The organism is Arenibacter algicola (genome assembly GCF_000733925.1).
GTDB lineage: Bacteria > Bacteroidota > Bacteroidia > Flavobacteriales > Flavobacteriaceae > Arenibacter > Arenibacter algicola.
This window is the reverse complement of record NZ_JPOO01000001.1, coordinates 2,086,712-2,107,759: the sequence shown is the minus strand read 5'-3', so window position 1 is coordinate 2,107,759 and position 21,048 is coordinate 2,086,712. Positions and strand designations below refer to the sequence as shown.

Below are 21,048 nucleotides of genomic sequence, written 5' to 3'. Positions count from 1 at the left end.
ATTGGGTCAAAACGTCCACTAGGGACAATAAACAAAGTAATACATTGACCCAATCATATTTCATAGAACACCGGGACACAATAAATTAACTATACCTCATGCTTGGAATTAATCGTGTACAAACGTTTATTATCGGATATTCGCTTAATTTAGGTATTGGCATTGTGCTCCTGAACGAAAGCACAATGCGCCCTAATTCGATTTTATTTACGCTTATCCGCCCGAACACTATAAAATCGAATCAGGATCCATGCGCAGTTAAGTTATGGTAAGATTTGGGGTCGATAGTCCTTATCTCCCGTTCGCCATTTTTATCTTTCTTTTCAACCGCACTTTGGCTCTCCCTTTCCTTAAACCTCATTAATAGATTACCAATATCTTCGCTTATTTTCGACTCCACTACCCTAGCATATATCTGGGTGGTTGACAATTTGGTATGGCCCAAAAGTTTTGATACCGTTTCAATGGGTACTCCATTGGACAACATGACGGTCGTGGCAAAGGTATGCCTGGCCACATGGAAGGTTATGTTCTTATTGACCCCGCATGCACCTGCTATTTCCTTGAGATACGTATTCACCTTCTGGTTGGAACAAATAGGCAGCAATCCATTTTGGGTAGGGTAATCCCTGTACTTTTCCAAAATCCCCCATGCTTGGGGAAGAATAGGAATTTTGACCAGCTCGTCCGTTTTTTCCCGTTTGGTATAGATCCAGTTCCGGTCATCTATCCCCTTGGTGATCTTATCCCTCGTTAGTTCCTTTACATCTACATACGAAAGCCCCGTGTAACAGGAAAATACAAAACAGTCCTTTACATGCTGCAATCTGTCCTGCTTGAATTCCGTTTCCACTATCAGCCTTAATTCCCTTTGGGTCAGGAACACGCGATCGAATTTGTTGAACTTCAATTGGAACCTATCAAAGGGGTTTTTGTTTACCCATTCCAGTTTCACGGCAAGGTTCACCATTTTCTTGAACCGTTCCAAATGTTTCATCACCCCATTATTGTTAAGGCACAGCTGTTTCTTTTTGTCCGTGCATCTCCTTAAATAATGTTCCAGGTCCAGTATAAAACGATAGTTGAGCTGCTTCAGGTGGATATCCTCCTGTTTGTACTTGCTCTTTAAAAATCGTTTTAAGTATTTTTCCGTGGTGTAATAGTTCTTCATGGTGCCAGGCTTGAGGACATGGACCATGTTACCATTGTGGTATTCTATAAGGTCCATCAAGGTCCTGCTCACCTCATCTTCACCAAGGAAACGTGTTTTAATAGCATTGGAGGACACAATCTTGTCCTCGTGGACAAGTTGGCTATGGCACTGTAGAAGTTTGGCCTGTACCTGGTCCAGATAGGCATTCAGGTTACGGATCTCTTCCGACCTGCCCTTTCCCCTACCCTTGATGCAATCCCATTGGCCAGCATCGATCTTTCGCTTTAAACTGATCTCGGCTCGTTTGCCTAAAATGGTGATGCGGACATAAATGGATAGAAGGTTTTGAACGCTCCTGGATTTTCTTGTAAAAAAAATTACTGTAAAGGTCTGGTTTGTTTTCATTTGAAACGGCTTTAGTTAGACAATGATCACTAAGGAAAAAAGTCAAATACTACCCTAAAGTTCTTTCAAGTTACTACAATTTCAGTGAACCGTTGCACACCGATTTGTAGGATCAAGAACAAAAGTTGGGTCTAAAGTGAATAATTTATTTCTTTGCACTTTAAATTTAAGGGATGGACAAAGGAACCGATTTATCGTTATTGAGCTTATTTTTACCAGAGGGATTACTCGACTTTTTTGATATCGTCGGCTTTGAACAAAAACCGATAAAGAATCCCTTGTACGACAATCGGTTGACTGTATTTTTAGAGGAGAAAAAGCAGATACCGGAGCGTTACAAAGAGCACACCTTTAAGGCCAGTGGCTTTATGGAGCCCAGGGTCATCGATGATTATCCGATCCGCAGCAATCTGGTCAGCTTGAGCCTCAAGCGCAGGCGCTGGGATGTCCTGGTGGATGGAAAGTGGACCAAGACCAGCCGTGATTGGGATGATTTTATTGCACAGGGGACCCGCATGTCAAAGGAGTTCGCTGCTTTTTTAAAAGAGATCAACGGATAATACGGCCCTGAGCGGCCAACAACTGGGGTCTCTCTTCGGGGTAAATGGCAAGAAACTCCAGCGACAGTACAGGGATTATCTGAGCGAGTTCAAGGACTGGGAGCAAAAGGGGCATGCCAAACAATGGCTCGTCTTTCCCGAAAATATGGGACCTTACCTGTCCATTGACGAAACGGCACTCTCCAAAGGGGAGCTCTACACCATAATCACCAACAAAAAGGCCAAGGGAAAAAAAGGGTCCATAGTGGCCATATTCTCCGGCACCAAGGTGGAACCTATCATAGAACAACTAATGAAGATACCCACCAAGAAAAGGGCCAGGGTCAAGGAAATCACCCTGGATATGGCAAACTCCATGAAGACCATCGCCAAAAAATGCTTCCCCAAAGCCGTACAGGTCACCGACAGGTTCCACGTACAGAAGCTGGCAATAGAGGCGCTCCAAGATCTTCGTATCAAATACCGATGGGAAGCTTTGGATCAAGAAAATGAACAGATAAAGCTATCTAGAGTAGCCGACAAAGAATTTAAACCTGTAACTTTTTCTAATGGTGACAGCTCAAAACAACTCCTGGCCAGGAGTAGATATCTACTGTATAAATCCCCAGATAAATGGACTCCAAATCAGAAAGAGAGGGGACAGATATTGTTTAATGAATACCCAGAATTAAAGAAAGCTTATGGACTTGTTCAAGGCTTGAGGAATATTTTTAACCAAGCCATAGATATTAAAGTAGCTTACACCAAACTAGCCCACTGGTACAAAGATGTAGAGGAGTCAGGATTTAAGAGCTTCCAAACGGTAGCCAATAGTATTGCTTTAAATTACCGCTCTGTACTCAACTATTTTTTAAACAGAAGTACAAATGCTTCAGCAGAATCCTTTAATGCCAAAGTAAAGGCTTTTAGATCACAATTTAGGGGAGTCAGGAATACGGAATACTTCTTATATCGCTTGATTAAATTATATTCTTAAAATGGTAAAAACCCAGATTTTGGACTTGATCCGATTTGTACACCGAATTAGGTGTGCACATATGATATCATTTGATATCAAAGAAAATGTGTAAAAACAAAAAACACTGAAAATCAATTGATTAACAGTGTTTTTGCTACTACCTATTTCTAGGTTCGTCGGGGTGGCAGGATTCGAACCTGCGACCTCCGCGTCCCAAACGCGGCGCGATAACCGGGCTACGCTACACCCCGAAATGGTCATCTATAAAACGTTTTGCTCCTCTTTTCTTTATACGTCGTTCCAAAACCATAGCTTCGGATCGCGACAATACTTCAATTTGCAAAACCAATTTCCAAGGAACCCCGCTCTTGGTAGAGGGCACAATTCCAAGGTTATGTCTTTTCAATCTATTTGTGATATCCGTAGTCTGACCTACATAATATCTTGAACGTTCCTCGCTATATAAAATATAAACGAACATCTAATCCTATTTTTGGGGTGGTCACGCCCAAAGCGTGACGACCTCCGCGTCCCAAACGCGGCGCGATAACCGGGCTACGCTACACCCCGAAATGGTCATCTATAAAACGTTTTGCTCCTCTTTTCTTTATACGTCGTTCCAAAACCATAGCTTCGGATCGCGACTATACTTCAATTTGCAAAACCAATTTCCAAGGAACCCCGCTCTTGGTAGAGGGTACAATTCCAAGGTTATGTCTTTTCAATCTATTTGTGATATCCGTAGTCTGACCTACATAATATCTTGAACGTTCCTCGCTATATAAAATATAAACGAACATCTAATCCTATTTTTGGGGTGGTCACGCCCAAAGCGTGACGACCTCCGCGTCCCAAACGCGGCGCGATAACCGGGCTACGCTACACCCCGAAATGGTCATCTATAAAACGTTTTGCTCCTCTTTTCTTTATCCTTTTTTCCAAAACCATAGCTTCGGATCGCGACAATACTTCAATTTGCAAAACCAATTTCCAAGGAATCCCGCTCTTGGTAGAGGGTACAATTCCAAGGTTATGTCTTTTCAATCTATTTGTGATATCCGTAGTCTGACCTACATAATATCTTGAACGTTCCTCGCTATATAAAATATAAACGAACATCTAATCCTATTTTTGGGGTGGTCACGCCTCAAGCGTGACGACCTCCGCTTCCCAAACGCGGCTCAATAATAACGCCTTGCGTTACAAACCGGGCGAGACCTGCCACGCTATAGGCGTGGTACACCCTGAATAATCAACTGTAATAAAAATTACTATTGTTTTTTCGGACTGCAAATATAGTATAATCCTTCGAAATAAAAAGTCATACCAGATAAAAAAGGACACTAATATTTTTAGTGCCCTTTTCATGGAAAAATACAGGTAATAATTCCTTTATCTATACAGGGTGAAATGACCCATAAATTGCTGTTTATCTTCGTCATTGGCGTTCACTTCATACCAATAATCTCCAGAAGGTACTGCCTTACCATCGTAATTACCGTCCCAGCCAGATACCTGGTCCAAAATCGCCACTACCCTACCATATCTATCATAGATCTTAACTTCTATATTAGGGAAGTAATCCCTATTTCCCGGATACCATTCGTCATTCATGTTATCTCCATTTGGGGTAAAGAAATTGGGTATTTCCAACATACCCGTAAATTTGAACGGAATGGAAATCATAGCCTCACAACCCATACGATCCACTACCCTGACCTCAACATTGGTATCTTGGTTGGATAAAAACACATTCACTGTACCATAAGAATCCCCTTGGAAGAAATATTCATAGTCCCCAAAGCCTCCCGTAGCAGTTGCAGTAACCTCGTTTGGACCAGTTTTTATGGCTGTCAAGGTCAAAGGTTCATATGCATCCACGGTAAAGTCCACCGAGGTGGCACATCCATTTTCATGATAGATATAAACAGTATGATCGCCTGCCGCCAAATCCCCAAATGTAGTCTGGGTATTGGCCAAGGTCATATCATCAACATCCAGTGAAAATAGAAGTCTAGACATTAAGCTTGAATCTGTCATACGAATGGTAACGGTGCTATTTGGGAAAATCCCCTCACATCCATATTCAACTATGGGCTCGGCACTTAGATCAACACCTATCATGATCGGGATAACCGCGTTAGTCTCGCAACCCATAGAATCGCGAATGAACACTACATAGGTTTCTCCACCCATTAGGTTGTCGAAAAACAAGGCATCGTTTCTTTCAAATACTTCATCCCCAATTGAGTTTGGTCCAATAATTCTAGTCTCGTAATACTCTGCTCCGCTTAAGGTGTCCACAAAGGGTGTTCCGCCAATCATGGTCAGTTGTGCCGAGCCATCAGAAGCCATAATACAAGTTTCCGGCGTGGTGTCCACATTGGCCACTAACAATTCTTCGGGCTCCGTAATGGTCACTTCCTGCAAAATATTACATCCCAGCTCGTCCTGTACTATTATTTCATAGGTACCAGGTGGTAAGTCAGTAAAAGTGAAAGAATTTGGATTTGAGGGGTCTTCCCCTTCAAAGAATTCACTTAAGGTATCGGATATGGAAAAACGTATTTTTCCAGTACCACCGCTGGCTTCTATAATGACCTGACCATCTACATCACCATAACAACTAACAGGCACCATTTCCAAACGATCCAAGATCAACGGGTCCTTGGGAGTAATCAAAATTTCCCCTGAAATGGCAGTACATCCCAGACTGGTTGCATAGACATAGTAAGATCCCGGAGGCAAATCCCTAAAGATACCCGAACTTTGTGGTCCCCTCACAATATCAGTCGCAATTGGGAGTCTTGGAACACCAGGTGTTCCACTATCCAAAATATTATTTACCAGGGTATAAATATAGTTTCCTACCCCTCCAAAGGCTTCAGACCGTACAATACCTGTTGGTTGTCCGGCACATTTGATATTGGCATCCACCAAATCAAGGGCAATAACCAAAGGTAAAGCAGGATCAAGATTAATTTCATTCGACTTCTGCTCTGGACAACCATTACCATTTTGTACATCAAATTGGTAAGGCCCAGGATTAAGATTTACATCGGGTATAATAATCTCCACTGTAACTACTCCAATTCCTCCGAAAGAAACAAAAGGATCTGTGGTACCGGATCTGCGATAGAAATACTCCATTCCAGCAATTGGATTTGCTATAGTCAATTCCATACGGCCCTCATCCCCGCAACCGGGAGCCAAAGTCTCCACCAGATCTGCATCTACAGGAAGAGGATCTTGGATAAAAACTGGTAGCGTCGTAAAACTACATCCCCAGCCGTCATAGACCACTATGGTATAATTTCCTGTGGGCAGGTTAGGGAAGACAGCGGATTCCTGTAAACCACTGGTGTTTAAAATATTACCAGAGGTATCCAACCTGTTCAACTGAAACAGATATTCCTCGCCATCACCATTAATATCTTCTCCACCACTAATATTATATGCTTCAATTATTCCATCATTTGATCCAGGGCAGAGCAATGGCTGCACAATTCTAATATCGGCAGCTATGGGCACAGGTGGGTTAATAATGAAATCTTCCATAACCACACACCCGCCAGAGTCACGGATACCTACACGATAGGTACCGCTTATTAAATCACTAAATACATTACTGGTAGAGAAGGAAGTAATCATAAGGTATACCCCCGGAGCAGTTTCCATTTCCAATTGATATTCATAGCCTCCCCAGCCACCATCACCTGAAACCGTTATTTCACCCCTTCCAGGGATAAAACAGGTTACATCTGCAGTTTGAGCTGGTGAAGGATCCAAAGGTCTGTCCGGTCCGTGTACCGTTGTTGTGTTACTAACGGTATCACAAAATGGACTATCCACTGCCTCTACACGTACCAATAAGTTACCTGCCGGTACGCCGACAATTATTTCTGGGGTGTTTATTGGATTGGCGGTATCAAAACTTCCTGTAACTCCAGTGGTTGTTTCCACACCGGCAGCATCACGGGAAAATACTTCATAATTATAAACACCCGTATAATTGTTGACTTCAATACTGATTTCCCCGTCAGATCCATTAAAACAGGTTACTGGTTTCACCTCATTGATAACAGCCTCTATAAGGTTATAATCCGGCACATTGTACGTTGGAGTAACAAACAAACAGCCGCCATTGGCTATATCCCTCACAGCAAAAATATAATCTCCAGGAGTATCCAAGTCCCAAACAATCCTATCGGCTCCACTGGTAAGTCGCTCTGGCTGTGATCCCAAAGGCAATATTTCAACCCCGTAATTTCCAGGACCCTGGTCTATAATAATCTCAACGGTACTGGCCATTACACCAGATCCCGAAGCGTCACAGGTAATAGGGGTAAGTTCGTTAAAACTAAAGGTTAGTCCGGTGGGAGGAGTCAAATTGACCGTATCGGTAATTTCACAACCATTATTATCCCTTATTGTAACAATTATGGTCTGAGGCCCACCGTTATCGATAATCTCAAAGGTATTGCTACTCTGGAAATTGGTCCCATCGAATACCGGGGTACCATCATTTATACTGTAAGAATAGGGTCCTGTACCTGTAAGTGCACCGGTACCATCCCCATTGGTATCCGCATATGCGGATATTGTTGTGGTATTAAAGGTATTGCTGGACGGATTACAGGTAAAGGGAGGAGCTGTTGCCGCCCCCATCAATGCTGTAGGTTCTATAATATTCGCAGGCACTCGAGCTGATGTACACCCTCTGCTGGACACCACCTCAACTTGATAGTTGTCAGGATTTAAATTATCGAAAATAGCATCGGCCTGACTCACAATCAAATTGTTACCGCTATCGTATAAATTATAAACAAAAGGTCCGTCTGTTGCTGATGCCGCTACCAAATCAACCGAAATGCTACCATCAGCACTTCCGAAACAAGAAATATCTTCTGTCAACACGGAATCTATAATTGGTTGATCCACTGTAATAATTTCTACTACCGCTGTATCCTCACATAATGGAGTGGTATTGGAACTTCTATCTGTTACGGTTATGGTATAATTCCCAGGAACAAGTGCGGTAAAAACAGGATTATTAGCTTGAAAAGTAGTTGGATTTATGCCATCATCCAAAACATAATCAAAATCTCCACTACCACCTGAAGTCACAACAGTAATGGTACCATCTGCGTTATTACACGAAGGCTCCGCGGTTGCACTGGCGGTTATTGAGAAGAAGTCGAATACTTCAAAAGTATTGGTAGCAGTACATCCATTACCATCCCTTACGGTCATGGTATAAGTACCTGGATTGGGAACCGTGAAAAAAGGGCTATCCTGAAATCCACTTCCCATATCGTACTGAAAAGTAGTCTCCGGGGCAGGTCCACTGTTTACCGGGCCAGTAACCTCTACATTATAGGAAGCCACCACAAAGCATTGATTGGTAACATCAATGGTAGGTGCCGCAACTCCTGGATCCTCTAATATGGTCACCGTAGTGAAAGAACTACATCCACTGACATCCTGTACATAAACATCATAATCCCCGGGAGACAGATCATAGTCCATAGTTGCCGAATAGGCACCTACTGCCGTTGTGGTGGGTACCACAGAGTATTGGTATGGCCCCGTTCCTCCAACACCACGTATTACCAAATGCCCTAAAGGATCATTACAATTGGCATTGGTATTGCTATCAACGCTGATGCTAGGGATATCTTGGGCTATAATCGCCTGTGCACTAGTGGTACATCCTGTAGGTACATCCTCTACCAGAACACGGTAGTTACCGGGAGGCAAGTTTGTTATCTGTCCTGTATATGGAGTACCAGCAACGTAAGCTGGCACTGCAATGATTGTTGCAGGTGCCACAATAGCTCCAGTTGTAACATTGATTACCGTAATTTCTAACTGTGTGCCACTATATTCTTCAACCTCATAATAGAATATTCCGTTTCCGGATACGTCACAGGAAGATGAAGTCGCAGAAGCTGTTGCGATAAAACCAGGCAATGGACCACTTACTGGTGGAATTTCCTGCTGATAAATACAACCTGTTACCCTGTCCAGAACTTCAACTGTATAGGCTACTCCGTAAATAATTCCATTTGCCGCATAACTAAAGGTGTGGGAGGTAGCGCCAGATGCCATACTAAAAAAGCCTGACGGGTCGCCCAATACCCTTATATCATACTCTCCCGAACCACCGGCAATATTAACCGTATAGGTAAAGCCATCTGCACTGGGATCACAGCTGGCTGGCAAAGGTGGTGGTACAGGTGTAATTGTCAGTCCTGTATGGCCCAAGGTAACTGCATCCCTATCTTCACAACCGGAGGCATCCCTTGTAATTACCGTGTATTCCCCTTCAGGTAAATTGGTAAAACTATGGGTATCACTGGCGGTATTTACGACTGGACCGACAACGTTTCCGTTGACATCCAATAAAGTATAGGTATAAGGAGCTACACCATTGACATTACCAGTAACATCAATGCTTCCCTCAACCACTCCCGCAGCACAGGTAGCATCATTGGGCACCACTGTGACATCAATTCCTGGATCTGGAGGTCCTACAGTAAAATCGACATCTATAAAACACCCTCTGCTATCCCTAACATAATAGGTATAATTTCCGGGGGAAAGATTTCCGTATACAGCCTGACTTGTATAGTTGGTACCATCTATACTATATTCATATGGTGCCACCCCTACCGTGGTATCAGGTATCAAGCGGACTACCCCGGTATTGGGATCATCACAACGTGGGTCCGTAACATCGGCCGTGGCTACAATTACATCAGTAGGGCTTATGGTAACCACATTGGTTTCCACCACACAACCATTGCCATCAGTAATTTGGAACTGGTAAGTACCAGGACTTGGGGTTGTGTATACAAAACTACTTCCTGCAATAGGTGTAGTAAGTCCATACCCCCCTCCATTAATATTCACGGCATAATTGGCATAAGGAGGATTTCCATTGCCAATATTTACCCGAATATCGGCATCACCTGCACCAGGTACCAAGCTACAGGTAAGTTCTTTTTGTATGCTTACAGTAGAAGTGGTCTGTGGCCTTATATTCCTAACAACATCATCCATACAGTTATTTCCATCCCTTACCTGAACAGTATGGTTACCAGGGGTAAGACCTCCAAAACTTGCACTGGCACCACCGGCTACCCAAGGACCATTATCAATTCTGTACTCGTAGTTCCCATCCCCACCACTGGCGTTGACCACCATGGTTGTAGCATTGGAACTATCAAAACAAAAATCGGAAGCTCCAGTATCCAACACCAAAGTGGGCGCCGTTAAAGAAGTAAAAGTATAACTTGCGGAAGCAGTACAACCACCACCGTCTACAACACTAATAGTGTATGGCCCGGTATCATCGGTCAAGCCAGTAAAATTTGGATTGCTCCTAGGTCCCGCAGTAGTTCCGTTTGGTCTGGTAAGGGTATATTGAAATCCGCCCCATCCACCGGAGGCATTCCCGTTTACCGCTCCCCTATTGTTGTTTTGGCAACTCATATCGGTCCATATAGGAGATATGGTCAAAGCAGCTGATGGTTCCGCAATAGTTAGGGTTGCCGTATCAACGCAATTGGTATCTTCATCCGTAACCGTTATGGTATATGAACCAGCACTTAGTCCACCTACAGAAACTATACTGGAAGTCTGGCCAGTTACTACAGGATTTGCATCTATTTGATAACTGTAAGTACCATTAAATCCGTCCACTATAAAACGACCTGCCCCATCGCTATCCCCAAAACAGGTTACATTGGTCAACAACTGACTAGTAACCCCAATAGAACTAATATCTGTTATGGCAAAACTTTCTGTATAATTACAACCAGCAGAATCGGTTACCCTAAAGGTATAACTACCAAGACCCAGACCGGTGAAGGTATTGGATCCACCATTATTTACACTGGTCGGGGCTATAATTTCATAAGTACTTATGGCCGCACCTCCTGTTACCGTTAAGGAAACGGACGCAGTACCTGTGGCACAATCTATACTGGATACCGTAAAATCGATATCCGTAGGTTTGTTCAACGGACTAAAAACAATGGCCGGGAGGGTAGAAACACAACCATTGGCATCGCGTATCTGCGGGGAGTATGTCCCTGCGGAAATTCCATTAAAGACCGTATTGTTCAGAATGAAGCCAGACCCAATGCTGTACTCATATGGACCGACACCTCCACTAACTCCCGAAAAGGTAATCTGGCCCCCACTTTCATTTAAACAAGTTGGGGTTTGGGTAGCATTGGCATTTCCTAAAATAGTAGAAGGGGTACCTATGGTCCTACTGACTGCTGGAGTGGTACAAGAAAAAGTATCTTGCTGATACCTTATTACTACATTGTAATTCCCTGGCGCCAAATTGGAAAAAACATTACTGTTCTGAAACGTACCGCCATTATTAATACTGTATTCCAGGTTATAACCATTACTATTGGTAACATTTACGGAAATACTTCCGTTATTGGAACCCCCGCAATTGGCGTCTATAGAACTGATATTGTATACTGGGGGTGGAATATTCTCAACATCAACGGCTGCATTTTTGGTACATCCATTGGCATCCATTACCACTATATTATAGGTACCTGGACTACTAACCGTATGTGTGGTGGAAGTTGCGAAACTTCCCCCGAAGGCACCTCCATTAACATTATATTGATATGGTCCCGTACCACCGCTTGCATCTATAGTGATATCCACTGAAGTGGCACCACAGCCAAAACTGTCGGTCGCAAAGGCAGTAGCATCTACAGGTACAAGTCCCGCACCTATGGTAATCGGATTTCCATTAATGGTACTAATGGTCTGGGTACAACTGCTGCCCGCCTGAACGGATACCGAATAGGTTCCGGCCCCAAGATTATTAAAGGTATGGGTGTTGGACCCATTGGGACCAAAGGTATTCATGGTAGCACCGTTTCTTATTAACCTATAGCTATAAAATCCGGGTACACCCGAGATGTTGATACTTATGCTACCCTTATCACCACTACAGATGATATCTACCATGGAAACATCCACAGTCATATCCACTTCGTTTATGGTTACGGTTTGTGATGGGAAAACACATGCACTTGGGGAAGCGTTCTTTAAACGCGTATACACCTGATAATTACCAGGTGTAAATATATCGAAATACGGATTGTCCTGATAGGGGCCTGCAGCAGAATTAAGACTGTATTCGTAACCAGCAGGTACATTGGTAACCTCTACCCTTCCTGGATTGCCACAAATTATATCCTGTGTACTAAGCTGGGGATTCAAGGGATTGGAAGATACCCTAAAATAATAAAAAGCCCCTGACCCTACCCTAACGCGATATTCCCCCGCAACGGAGGGATCACTGGCATCAAGAAAGTAAGTTGCACTTGTTACTGCCGGGCCATAACAACTATTGTCCTTTACGGGACAGGTGTCCGTTCCTACGAAAACGCAGCTCGACGAAAGTTTCTGCCATGTAATGGTGCCAGATCCACTCACTGAAACCGTTCTATCATCTCCAGTTCCACAAAGAAAAAATTTGGCCAAGGTGCTACCATCGTTGGTACAGGTCACCTGTTCATTGGCACCGTTGATGATTGTAGCAAACATCATTGGACTGGAAGTAACATCAATTGCGACCTCTTCGTTGGTATTAATTCTGGAACTCTCCAGAAAGTTATTCTCCTGGGGTTGTTCAACAACAATCTCTATTGCATTTATATTTTCGACTGCAGATGAAACATCCGCTATAAGCTCATAAACTATAGAGTTTGCCTTCGAGGTACTAAACACAATGCTTAGTGCTAGCAGAAGTAGGGCATAATAAATATACCGTGGTTTTTTCGGAAGCATAGGTTAAGTAGGTTTTACAAAATATAATTGGACTTGGGGAAGTCTAAGTATATTTTCGATGTAATAGTTTTGCTTATATTTTATATTTATCTTTAGCGTTCTAAGCTACATTATTAATTATTTAACGTTGAATTATGAAAAATAGTATCTCAATTATATTTATCGCCTTGATGTCTTTGAATTTATCATGCGCACAACAAACTGAAAATGAAGTTAATAGCACAGACAATCCTCCGTTCACCGCAGAGCTAATAATCGATGAACTACAAATACCCTGGGGATTTACCTTTCTTCCCGATGGCAGTATGCTTATTACGGAAAAGACAGGTCAATTGATCCATTTCAAGGATGGTAAAAAAAATATAGTGGACAATGTTCCAGCCGTATATGTTAGAGGTCAAGGAGGGCTGTTAGATGTTGTTCTACATCCCGATTACGCCAATAATGGATGGGTCTATATATCCTATGCCTCTGAAGAAGGTGATGATAAGGGTGGAAATACCGCCATTATAAGGGCAAAGTTGAACAACAACAGCCTTACCGACACCCAGTTACTGTACAAGGCTACACCAAATACCACAAGTGGCAACCACTTTGGATCCCGAATGGCTTTTGATAATGATGGGTATTTATACTTTTCCATTGGAGACCGCGGGGACCGGGACGTTAATCCTCAGGATATCACCAGGGATGGCGGAAAAATATATCGTTTAAACGCGGACGGGAGTATTCCTTCAGACAATCCTTTTGTAAATACCGAAGGGGCAAAAACAGCCATATATAGCTATGGACATAGAAATCCCCAAGGTCTGGTAAAAAACCCTATGACCGGTGAAATCTGGGATAACGAACACGGGCCACAGGGTGGCGACGAAATCAATATTATTGAAAAGGGCAAGAATTACGGATGGCCGGTAATTACTTATGGCATCAACTATAGCGGCACCCCCATTACGGATAAGACTGAAATGGAAGGCATGGAGCAACCAATTCATTACTGGGTACCCTCCATTGCACCAAGTGGAATGGCCTTTGTAACTTCAGACAAATACCCGGAATGGAAGGGTAATTTATTAATAGGTTCCTTAAAATTTCAATATTTGGAAAGATTGGAGCTAAAGGGCAACAAAGTTGTTTACAGAGAAAAACTAATGCCCGAAATGGGACGTGTACGCGATGTAAGACAGGCAGCTGACGGTTTTATATATGTGGCCGTGGAAGGCAAGGGAATCTATAAATTGGTACCAAAGAAATAATAGCCCTTAAATTGAATAACGTATCATAATCTTAAAAAGTAATATATGAAGCTTCTGCTTTTAAGCTATATTTCCTGCATTTCATTATTGACCTTTTTTTTGTTCCAGGACAAGGAATTGGAAGAAAGTATCAGTAGAGGTGCGGATATTTATTCAGACTTCTGTATAAACTGCCATATGGCGAATGGAGAGGGTGTTGAAAAAACATTCCCTCCATTGGCCAAGTCAGATTTTTTATTGAACAAAAGAGAGGAAAGCATAAGGGGCGTAAAATACGGCCAACAAGGCTATATATTGGTGAACGGGGTAGCCTATAACAATATTATGCCTCCAATGGGATTGGAAGATGAGGAAATTGCGGATGTAATGAACTATATCCTAAACTCCTGGGGCAATAAAAGCGACAGCATAGTAACCCCCGAAGAGGTTTCTATGAGTGTCAATAAATAGCTTAGCCCCTACTGGCGTCCATGGCATTCTTTACGGACCCGTATTTCTTTAATAATTTTTCTGCCTCGGCATAATCAATTTTTAATTCCTCTACCAAATATCGGGTTCCACGATCTACCAACTTTTCATTGGTAAGCTGCATATTTACCATTTTATTGCCCTTTACCCTCCCTATCCTGATCATTAAGGCAGTGGAAATCATATTGAGCACTAGTTTTTGTGATGTTCCACTTTTCATCCGCGTACTTCCGGTAAGAAATTCAGGTCCCACATTTACTGCGATGGGAATCTCTACAGCCTGCGTCAAGGGAGAACCTGGATTATTGGTGATACAAGCAGTCAACAATCCATGGGCGGCAGCCTCCTTTACCCCTCCAATGACGTATGGAGTAGTACCCGATGCCGCTATTCCTACCACCGTATCGTTCTTTGTAATATCAAAAGCTTCCAAATCCTTCCAAGCCTGAACGGTATCATCCTCGGCATTTTCAACAGCCTTTCTAATCGCTACATCCCCCCCGGCGATCAATCCAATTACATGATCGTGCGACAACCCAAAAGTGGGTGGAATTTCCGAGGCATCCAAAATACCCAATCGGCCGCTGGTTCCTGCTCCTATATAAAATAGCCTGCCCCCTTTATCGAATCTTTCTTTCATGGCATCTACCAATTTGGTCACTTCCGGTATAACCATTGCTACCGCATCAGCAATCAATTGATCCTCCTTGTTCATATTTCTAAGGATTGTTGCAGTATCCATCAATTCCAGATCATTATATTTTGATGGCAATTCGGTTATCTTTTTATAATCTTGCATATTTTTTTTGGTTGGTATTAAATTTATATAGGATTAAATTTTGGTTTAACTTAAGTGTTTCAACTTAATAAGACTGGTTAATTTGGCAATTTGAAAAATCAAGACTGTACTTTTGTTATTCCAATGGAAATATTCTAATAATTGGACTAAATTCTGTTTCACAAATCATAGTATACTTTTATAATATGACAAACTTAGGAAAATTTAGTTTTTACATTGGACAAAACCAAAAGTGGATATTAAAAAAAGCAAAGACAATTGAAAAATATAAACCATATTAATAAGTAAATGTCATTAAAGCAATTTTACTTTAACTTCCCTAAAATCCATTAACTTATCATCCTCAGGTTCCAGTTCTGTAATTAAAACATCAATACTGTCCAAATCACATATCTTAAACCGTTGTGTAGAATTTAACTTCTCGGAAATTGATGGCGCCACAATTTTTCTGGAGGCATTTATCATAGCTTTTTTTATTTGAACAATATCCCAATCAAAGTCGGTTACTCCATTTTTTACGTCGATGGAGTTGATACCCAAAAAGCAGATATCTACCTTAATATCATTCAACATGTTTATAGCGCAACCGCCAATAGCAATTTGGGAATCCTTGGATAATTTTCCACCAACCAATATTACTTCCACATCCGATTTGGCCATTAATTGAACAGCAACAGGCAAACTGGGTGTAAAACAGGTAATTTTCAAATTGGGTGGAATCATTCGGGCAATTTCAATATTGGTAGTTCCACCACTTAAGAGTATAACTTGTCCACTCTTGATCAAGGTTATTGCCTTTCTGGCAATACTTGACTTACTCTCAAGAGCATATATGTCGTGATTTTCAACATTGTAATTGTTAAATCCTAATGATATGGCCCCACCATGTACCTTCTTTAATTTTTTGGCAGCGCTTAGCTCCTTGATATCACGGCGAATGGTATCTACCGAAACACTCAAAAGTTCGGCAATATCCGTAAACAAAACCCTATTATGGATTCTAACCTCGTTTAAGATTACTTGTTGTCTCTCAGCTTTTAACATAAAATTGTCATATTAACAGAATATAGTCAATATTAGCAAAAAACAGCAAACAAACCGTATACAGCTAATAATTTTAATAATTAATGCAATATATTGCAAATTATTGCAATAGTTGCAGTTTTTTGCATATTTTTGAGAATGTTAAATATTCTATTTCTAATTCAATTTACTAAAAATTAACTCTAAAAGCCGATGAAAAAATTTCAAACAATTAGAGGAAAGTTACCAAGCCATTTATTCCTATGGCTACTTCTGGTAATGAGTACAAACGTATTTGGGCAACAATCCCCAATTACAATCAGTGGAAACATTACTGAAAGTGGTTCTGGGATACCCATAGCCGGGGCTTCTGTATTTATTGCAAATACATCTTTCGGTGCCGTTTCGGATTTCGATGGAAACTACAGCTTTAAGGCTGCTCTTGAAAACGGGGATTATGTTCTCACCGCTAGCTATCTTGGATTTAGCACTCAAAAAATATCCTTCAGTGCCTCGGGCGGAGATATCACTCAGGATATTGTTCTGGCAGAAGACCTTCTAAGCCTGGACGAAGTAGTGGTTACCGGGACAGGGACAGGAGCCAATAAAAGATCCCTAGGAAACGCCATATCCTCTGTAAAATCAGAAGATTTGACCAATAATGGCGCAACCCAGGTAGACCAGGCCATTGCTGGAAAAGTTTCTGGTGCCTTGGTACAACAAAATTCCGGAGATCCTGCGGGTGGTATCAGTATAAGACTTAGAGGCCCTAGCACCATTGCCGGTAGTTCCGACCCATTATATATTGTGGATGGGATTATTATAAGTAACTCCAGTAACGAGCTTATAGATTTGGGAGGTAACTCCCAGAACAGGTTGGCCGACCTAAACCCCAATGATATTGAAAAAATAGAAATAATCAAGGGTGCAGCTGCAGCGGCGATCTACGGATCAAGGGCCAGCAACGGGGTAGTTCAAATTTTTACCAAAAAGGGAAAGAGTGGTGAACCCAAGTTTACCTTTATGACGAATACCAAGCTAAACGAGCTAAGAAAAAAGATCGACTACAATACGGTTCCCCTAGCTTGGGAAGTAGCCACTGACAGAAACAATTTGGCTACGGTTGCGGTAGAACGCTATGATTTACAAGATGTTATATTCGACACCGGTTTCGGCTTGGAGAATTACTTTTCTGTAAATGGAGGAAATGAGAAAACCTCCTATTTTCTTTCAGCCTCACATTTGGATAATGAGGGAATCGTAAAGAATACCGACTTTAAACGTTACGGATTTAAAGCCAACATTACCCAGAAGGCATTTGATTGGTTGGATATTACAGGAGGTTTCAACTATGTAAGAAGTATAAGTAACGACGTTCCCAATGGTGGGATCAATTCTGCCTATGGATCCATTACAGGATTCTTGTTCAGCGACAATTCCATAGATCCGACCCCTGATGCTTCAGGAGTTTATCCCGTAACTTCTCCCCTAGTGGCCAGAACCAACCCATTGGAAGCGGTAGACCGATTTGATTTTGGACAAAAAACCAATCGTTTCATCTCCAGTATTGCCTTAGATGGAAAATTTAATGAGCACCTTTCCGCAAAATATACCTTGGGCATGGATTATTACAACCAATCTGCCTTTGCTTTTATTCCAATTAACAATACCTCTACACTTCCTGATGGATTTGCTAGAAGATCTGATTTGAACAGTTTTCAATACAATAGCGACCTTAATGTAACCTATAGAACGGATATATCAGATAGTATAAACTCTATTACTACGGCTGGAGGTTCTTGGCAATATGAAGAGAGAGATAGAGTAGGCATCAGTGCAACCGGACTTCCACCTGTTGTTCAAACAGCCACAGGAGGTAGTTTGTTGGAGCAAGGCGAAACTAGATCCCAAATTTCATATTGGGGAGCTTTTCTTCAACAATCCTTTTCCTTCATGGACAAACTATATATAAACGGAGCAGTAAGAATGGACGGAGCTTCAACTTTTGGTAAGGATGAACGCAATCAACTTTATTTTAAAGCCAGTGCCTCCTATGTTCTATCCGATGAGGATTTCTGGAAAGATGCCTTTTCAGACACTTTTAACTCTTTCAAATTAAGGACCTCATGGGGTCAGGCCGGTAACCTTACAGCATTGGGTGCCTTTGACAGATTTTCAGTATATACTCCTTCTGCCATTGGTGGTGCGGTAAGCCTTATACCCTCTACGGCTCAAGGAAATGAAAACCTGAAACCAGAAAGACAGGATGAAATTGAATTAGGTTTTGATGCCGGTTTTCTTAATAACAGATTAGGCTTGGAATTCTCATATTACCATCAAAAGGTAACAGATCTATTACTGCCAAGGGTATTGGCTCCATCAACAGGTTTTAGTTCTAGATTCGAAAACGTAGGAAACTTGGAGAATAAAGGTGTAGAGATACTACTTAGGGCCGCACCCATCAAAAATGAAAACTTTTCTTGGGACGTAACCGCCTCTTTCTCCAAAAACAAGAATGAGGTTACCAATGTTGCCGGCGGTGGCCGACTAACACTTGATGGAAGCTTCTCTACCAATTATGTAATAGAAGGTGAACCTTTAGGTGTTTTTTACAGACAATTCTATGCTAGAAACGAAGATGGTAGCATCGCCTTGGACGCCGATGGCTATCCATACAGAGGAACTACCGAGGATGGTGAATCATCCAAGGTATTGGGCGACCCAAACCCAGATTGGTTTGGATCTCTGATCAATGAAGTCTCATATAAGAATTTTTCATTAAGAGTACAGTTGGATGCTGTTCAGGGTTACGAAGTATTTAACTGGAACCGTAGATTGCTGGACAATGTATTGTTTGGCGGTGGATACAATGTTGGTCAAGAATTGTTGGGGAACCTTCCCAAAGGTTATGGAGGAGCACAGGCCAATATCTTTGAAGAGTTTGTGGAAGATGGATCTTTTGTTAAGTTAAGGGAAGTAAGCCTTAGCTATAACTTCAACCCTAAATGGGATTTTATAGACAACATAGCATTGAGTTTGGTAGGTAGAAACTTGGTTTCATGGGACAATTATTCCGGATGGGATCCAGAAGTAAGTGCCGCAGGTCAAAGCAATGGGGTAAGAGGATTTGATTTTGCTACAGTTCCAATCCCAAAGACCTATCAATTTGGAGTAAATGTTAGTTTCTAAACTTAAAAATAACAACGATGAAAAAATATCTAAATTTTAATATAAAGGCTATTGCACTATTGATGACCGTTTTGGCGGTATCATCTTGCGAAACCGATTTTGATAATCCCAATGCCGCTACGGACGCCCAGGTTTTTTCTTCTAGGGAAGGGATTTTGGCAGCAACCATAGGAATGCAACAATTGTATTCCACCACAGGCTTGAGATGGATAGTAGAAACACCAGCCGTAACCACCAGAGAGGCAGGTATTACCACTACCTTTCAGAATATGATAGATCTTGAGGACGGTGGGGACATTCCAAATTCCACTTCCAATATTGTCGGACTGTGGTCCACTATGCTTCGAGTAATGTCCATTTCTGAAGATATTGCAAAAAACGCACCTGATCTGAACATTAATGACGGCACCAAAAGTGGTCTGGTTGCCTACGCCAATTTATTTAAGGCAATGGCAATAGGAAGTATGGCACAGAACTACGAACAGGTAATTGTAGCCATCAGCCAAGATGGGGATGCCGCATTCGTATCTAGGACAGAAGCTTACAATACTGCAGTGGCCCTACTCAATGAGGCTCAAAACCTAATTGCGGCCAACCCAATATCCGAAGAGTTCAGCTCAGAGATCCTGAGAGGAAATATAGATTTGGAAAATACCCTTCAGGCAATGTCGGCTAGATACAACTTATTTGCAGGGAATTATGACGCCGCAATTTCGGCAGCGGGCTCGGTAGACGAATCTTCTACCTCCGTATTCACCTATGATTCACAAAATTTGAATCCGGTCTGGAGCAGGGTTTTTCAAAACGGTGTTCCCAATTTTAAACCTAGGGATAGCTTTGGCTTACCAGATTCTTTTTCTATAGACCCTGCTGATGGTCGCGTTGATTTTTATTTGGTTCCTTTGGATGAACTGAACATAAATCAACTACCCATAGAGGACCTTGCAGGATTCTTTGATGAGGAAAGCGGTACTGAATCCATTCCTGTTTATCTACCGGACGAAATGAACCTGATTATGGCCGAAGCAAATCTTAGGAAAACTTCAGCCGATATAACCGCTGCCGTAACGGCCATAAACAATGTTAGGACGGATAATGATGATGTCTTTGGGGTAAACGCCAATATTTCTGCTTATGCAGGGGACACGTCCGTTGACGCCTTATTGGACGAGGTATACCTTAACCGTAGATTGGAACTGTTCTTGACCGGAACCAGTTTGGAGGACAGCAGAAGGTTTGAACGACCTGAGCCCAGCACAAGTGCCAAGGTATTTACAGATGAAAGGAATAGAAACTTTTATCCTTATCCAAACACTGAGAGGGATAACAATAGCAATACTCCGGCCGACCCATCAATTTAAAGGAATTATTGTTTTAGATTACAAAAGGCCTACATTTATGTT

13 protein-coding genes and 1 tRNA gene are annotated in these 21,048 nt (G+C 42.0%); 6 read left to right on the top strand and 8 right to left on the bottom strand.

The features are described 5' to 3' along the window. Positions 1-241: 241 nt before the first annotated feature. Positions 242-1,558, bottom strand: a complete 1,317-nt coding sequence (locus U735_RS0108980) for a site-specific integrase (RefSeq protein WP_084681088.1) — start codon at positions 1,556-1,558, stop codon at positions 242-244. Positions 1,559-1,731: 173 nt separating this feature from the next. Between U735_RS0108980 and U735_RS0108975 the strand changes: the two genes are divergently transcribed. Together U735_RS0108975 and U735_RS0108970 are read left to right on the top strand one after the other, a co-directional pair. Then, complete coding sequence (locus tag U735_RS0108975; RefSeq protein WP_031443504.1) at positions 1,732-2,118, top strand: ISAon1 family transposase N-terminal region protein; 387 nt, start codon at positions 1,732-1,734, stop codon at positions 2,116-2,118. Between the two features lie 7 nt (positions 2,119-2,125). Next, positions 2,126-3,094 (top strand): ISAon1 family transposase, encoded by a 969-nt coding sequence (locus U735_RS0108970; protein ID WP_455550045.1) that lies wholly within the window; start codon positions 2,126-2,128, stop codon positions 3,092-3,094. 158 nt (positions 3,095-3,252) lie between these two features. Here U735_RS0108970 and U735_RS0108965 read toward each other — a convergent pair. The 5 genes from U735_RS0108965 to U735_RS0108950 all read right to left on the bottom strand — a co-directional run bounded on the left by U735_RS0108965 (position 3,253) and on the right by U735_RS0108950 (position 12,910). Next, positions 3,253-3,327 (bottom strand) — tRNA-Pro (locus tag U735_RS0108965). Next, positions 3,318-3,557 (bottom strand): GIY-YIG nuclease family protein, encoded by a 240-nt coding sequence (locus U735_RS24960; protein ID WP_051892030.1) that lies wholly within the window; start codon positions 3,555-3,557, stop codon positions 3,318-3,320. Before U735_RS24960 ends, U735_RS0108965 begins: the two co-directional genes overlap by 10 nt. A gap of 163 nt (positions 3,558-3,720) precedes the next feature. Then, positions 3,721-3,876: a GIY-YIG nuclease family protein gene (locus tag U735_RS24495; protein ID WP_198036627.1), complete on the bottom strand. Its 156-nt coding sequence runs from the start codon at positions 3,874-3,876 to the stop codon at positions 3,721-3,723. A 79-nt stretch (positions 3,877-3,955) separates the two neighbouring features. Then, on the bottom strand, positions 3,956-4,195 hold the full coding sequence (locus tag U735_RS0108955) for a GIY-YIG nuclease family protein (protein WP_031443502.1): 240 nt from the start codon (positions 4,193-4,195) through the stop codon (positions 3,956-3,958). Positions 4,196-4,468: 273 nt separating this feature from the next. Next, positions 4,469-12,910, bottom strand: coding sequence for a T9SS type B sorting domain-containing protein (locus U735_RS0108950; protein WP_031443501.1), 8,442 nt, complete (start codon positions 12,908-12,910; stop codon positions 4,469-4,471). Positions 12,911-13,044: 134 nt separating this feature from the next. Here U735_RS0108950 and U735_RS0108945 point away from each other — a divergent pair, with 134 nt between their 5' ends. Continuing rightward, positions 13,045-14,166, top strand: a complete 1,122-nt coding sequence (locus U735_RS0108945) for a PQQ-dependent sugar dehydrogenase (RefSeq protein ID WP_031443500.1) — start codon at positions 13,045-13,047, stop codon at positions 14,164-14,166. A 45-nt stretch (positions 14,167-14,211) separates the two neighbouring features. Next, positions 14,212-14,616 (top strand): c-type cytochrome, encoded by a 405-nt coding sequence (locus tag U735_RS0108940; protein ID WP_031443499.1) that lies wholly within the window; start codon positions 14,212-14,214, stop codon positions 14,614-14,616. Between the two features lies 1 nt (position 14,617). Here the strand turns inward: U735_RS0108940 and U735_RS0108935 are convergent, their stop codons facing one another. Together U735_RS0108935 and U735_RS0108930 are read right to left on the bottom strand one after the other, a co-directional pair. After that, positions 14,618-15,433 carry an N-acetylmuramic acid 6-phosphate etherase gene (locus U735_RS0108935; protein WP_031443498.1) on the bottom strand — a complete coding sequence of 272 codons (816 nt, stop codon included), beginning with the start codon at positions 15,431-15,433 and terminating at the stop codon, positions 14,618-14,620. A gap of 294 nt (positions 15,434-15,727) precedes the next feature. Next, entirely contained in the window at positions 15,728-16,477 is a 750-nt protein-coding gene (locus U735_RS0108930) for a DeoR/GlpR family DNA-binding transcription regulator (protein WP_031443497.1), read from the bottom strand. Between the two features lie 258 nt (positions 16,478-16,735). On the opposite strand from U735_RS0108930, the gene U735_RS0108925 reads away from it, so the two are divergent. Further along, the gene (locus tag U735_RS0108925) at positions 16,736-19,645 is read left to right on the top strand and encodes a SusC/RagA family TonB-linked outer membrane protein (protein ID WP_069858969.1); all 2,910 of its coding nucleotides are present in this window, start codon (positions 16,736-16,738) and stop codon (positions 19,643-19,645) included. 17 nt (positions 19,646-19,662) lie between these two features. Further along, a complete protein-coding gene (locus U735_RS0108920; RefSeq protein ID WP_031443495.1) occupies positions 19,663-21,006 on the top strand; it encodes a RagB/SusD family nutrient uptake outer membrane protein in 1,344 nt (447 codons plus the stop codon). Positions 21,007-21,048 lie beyond the last annotated feature (42 nt).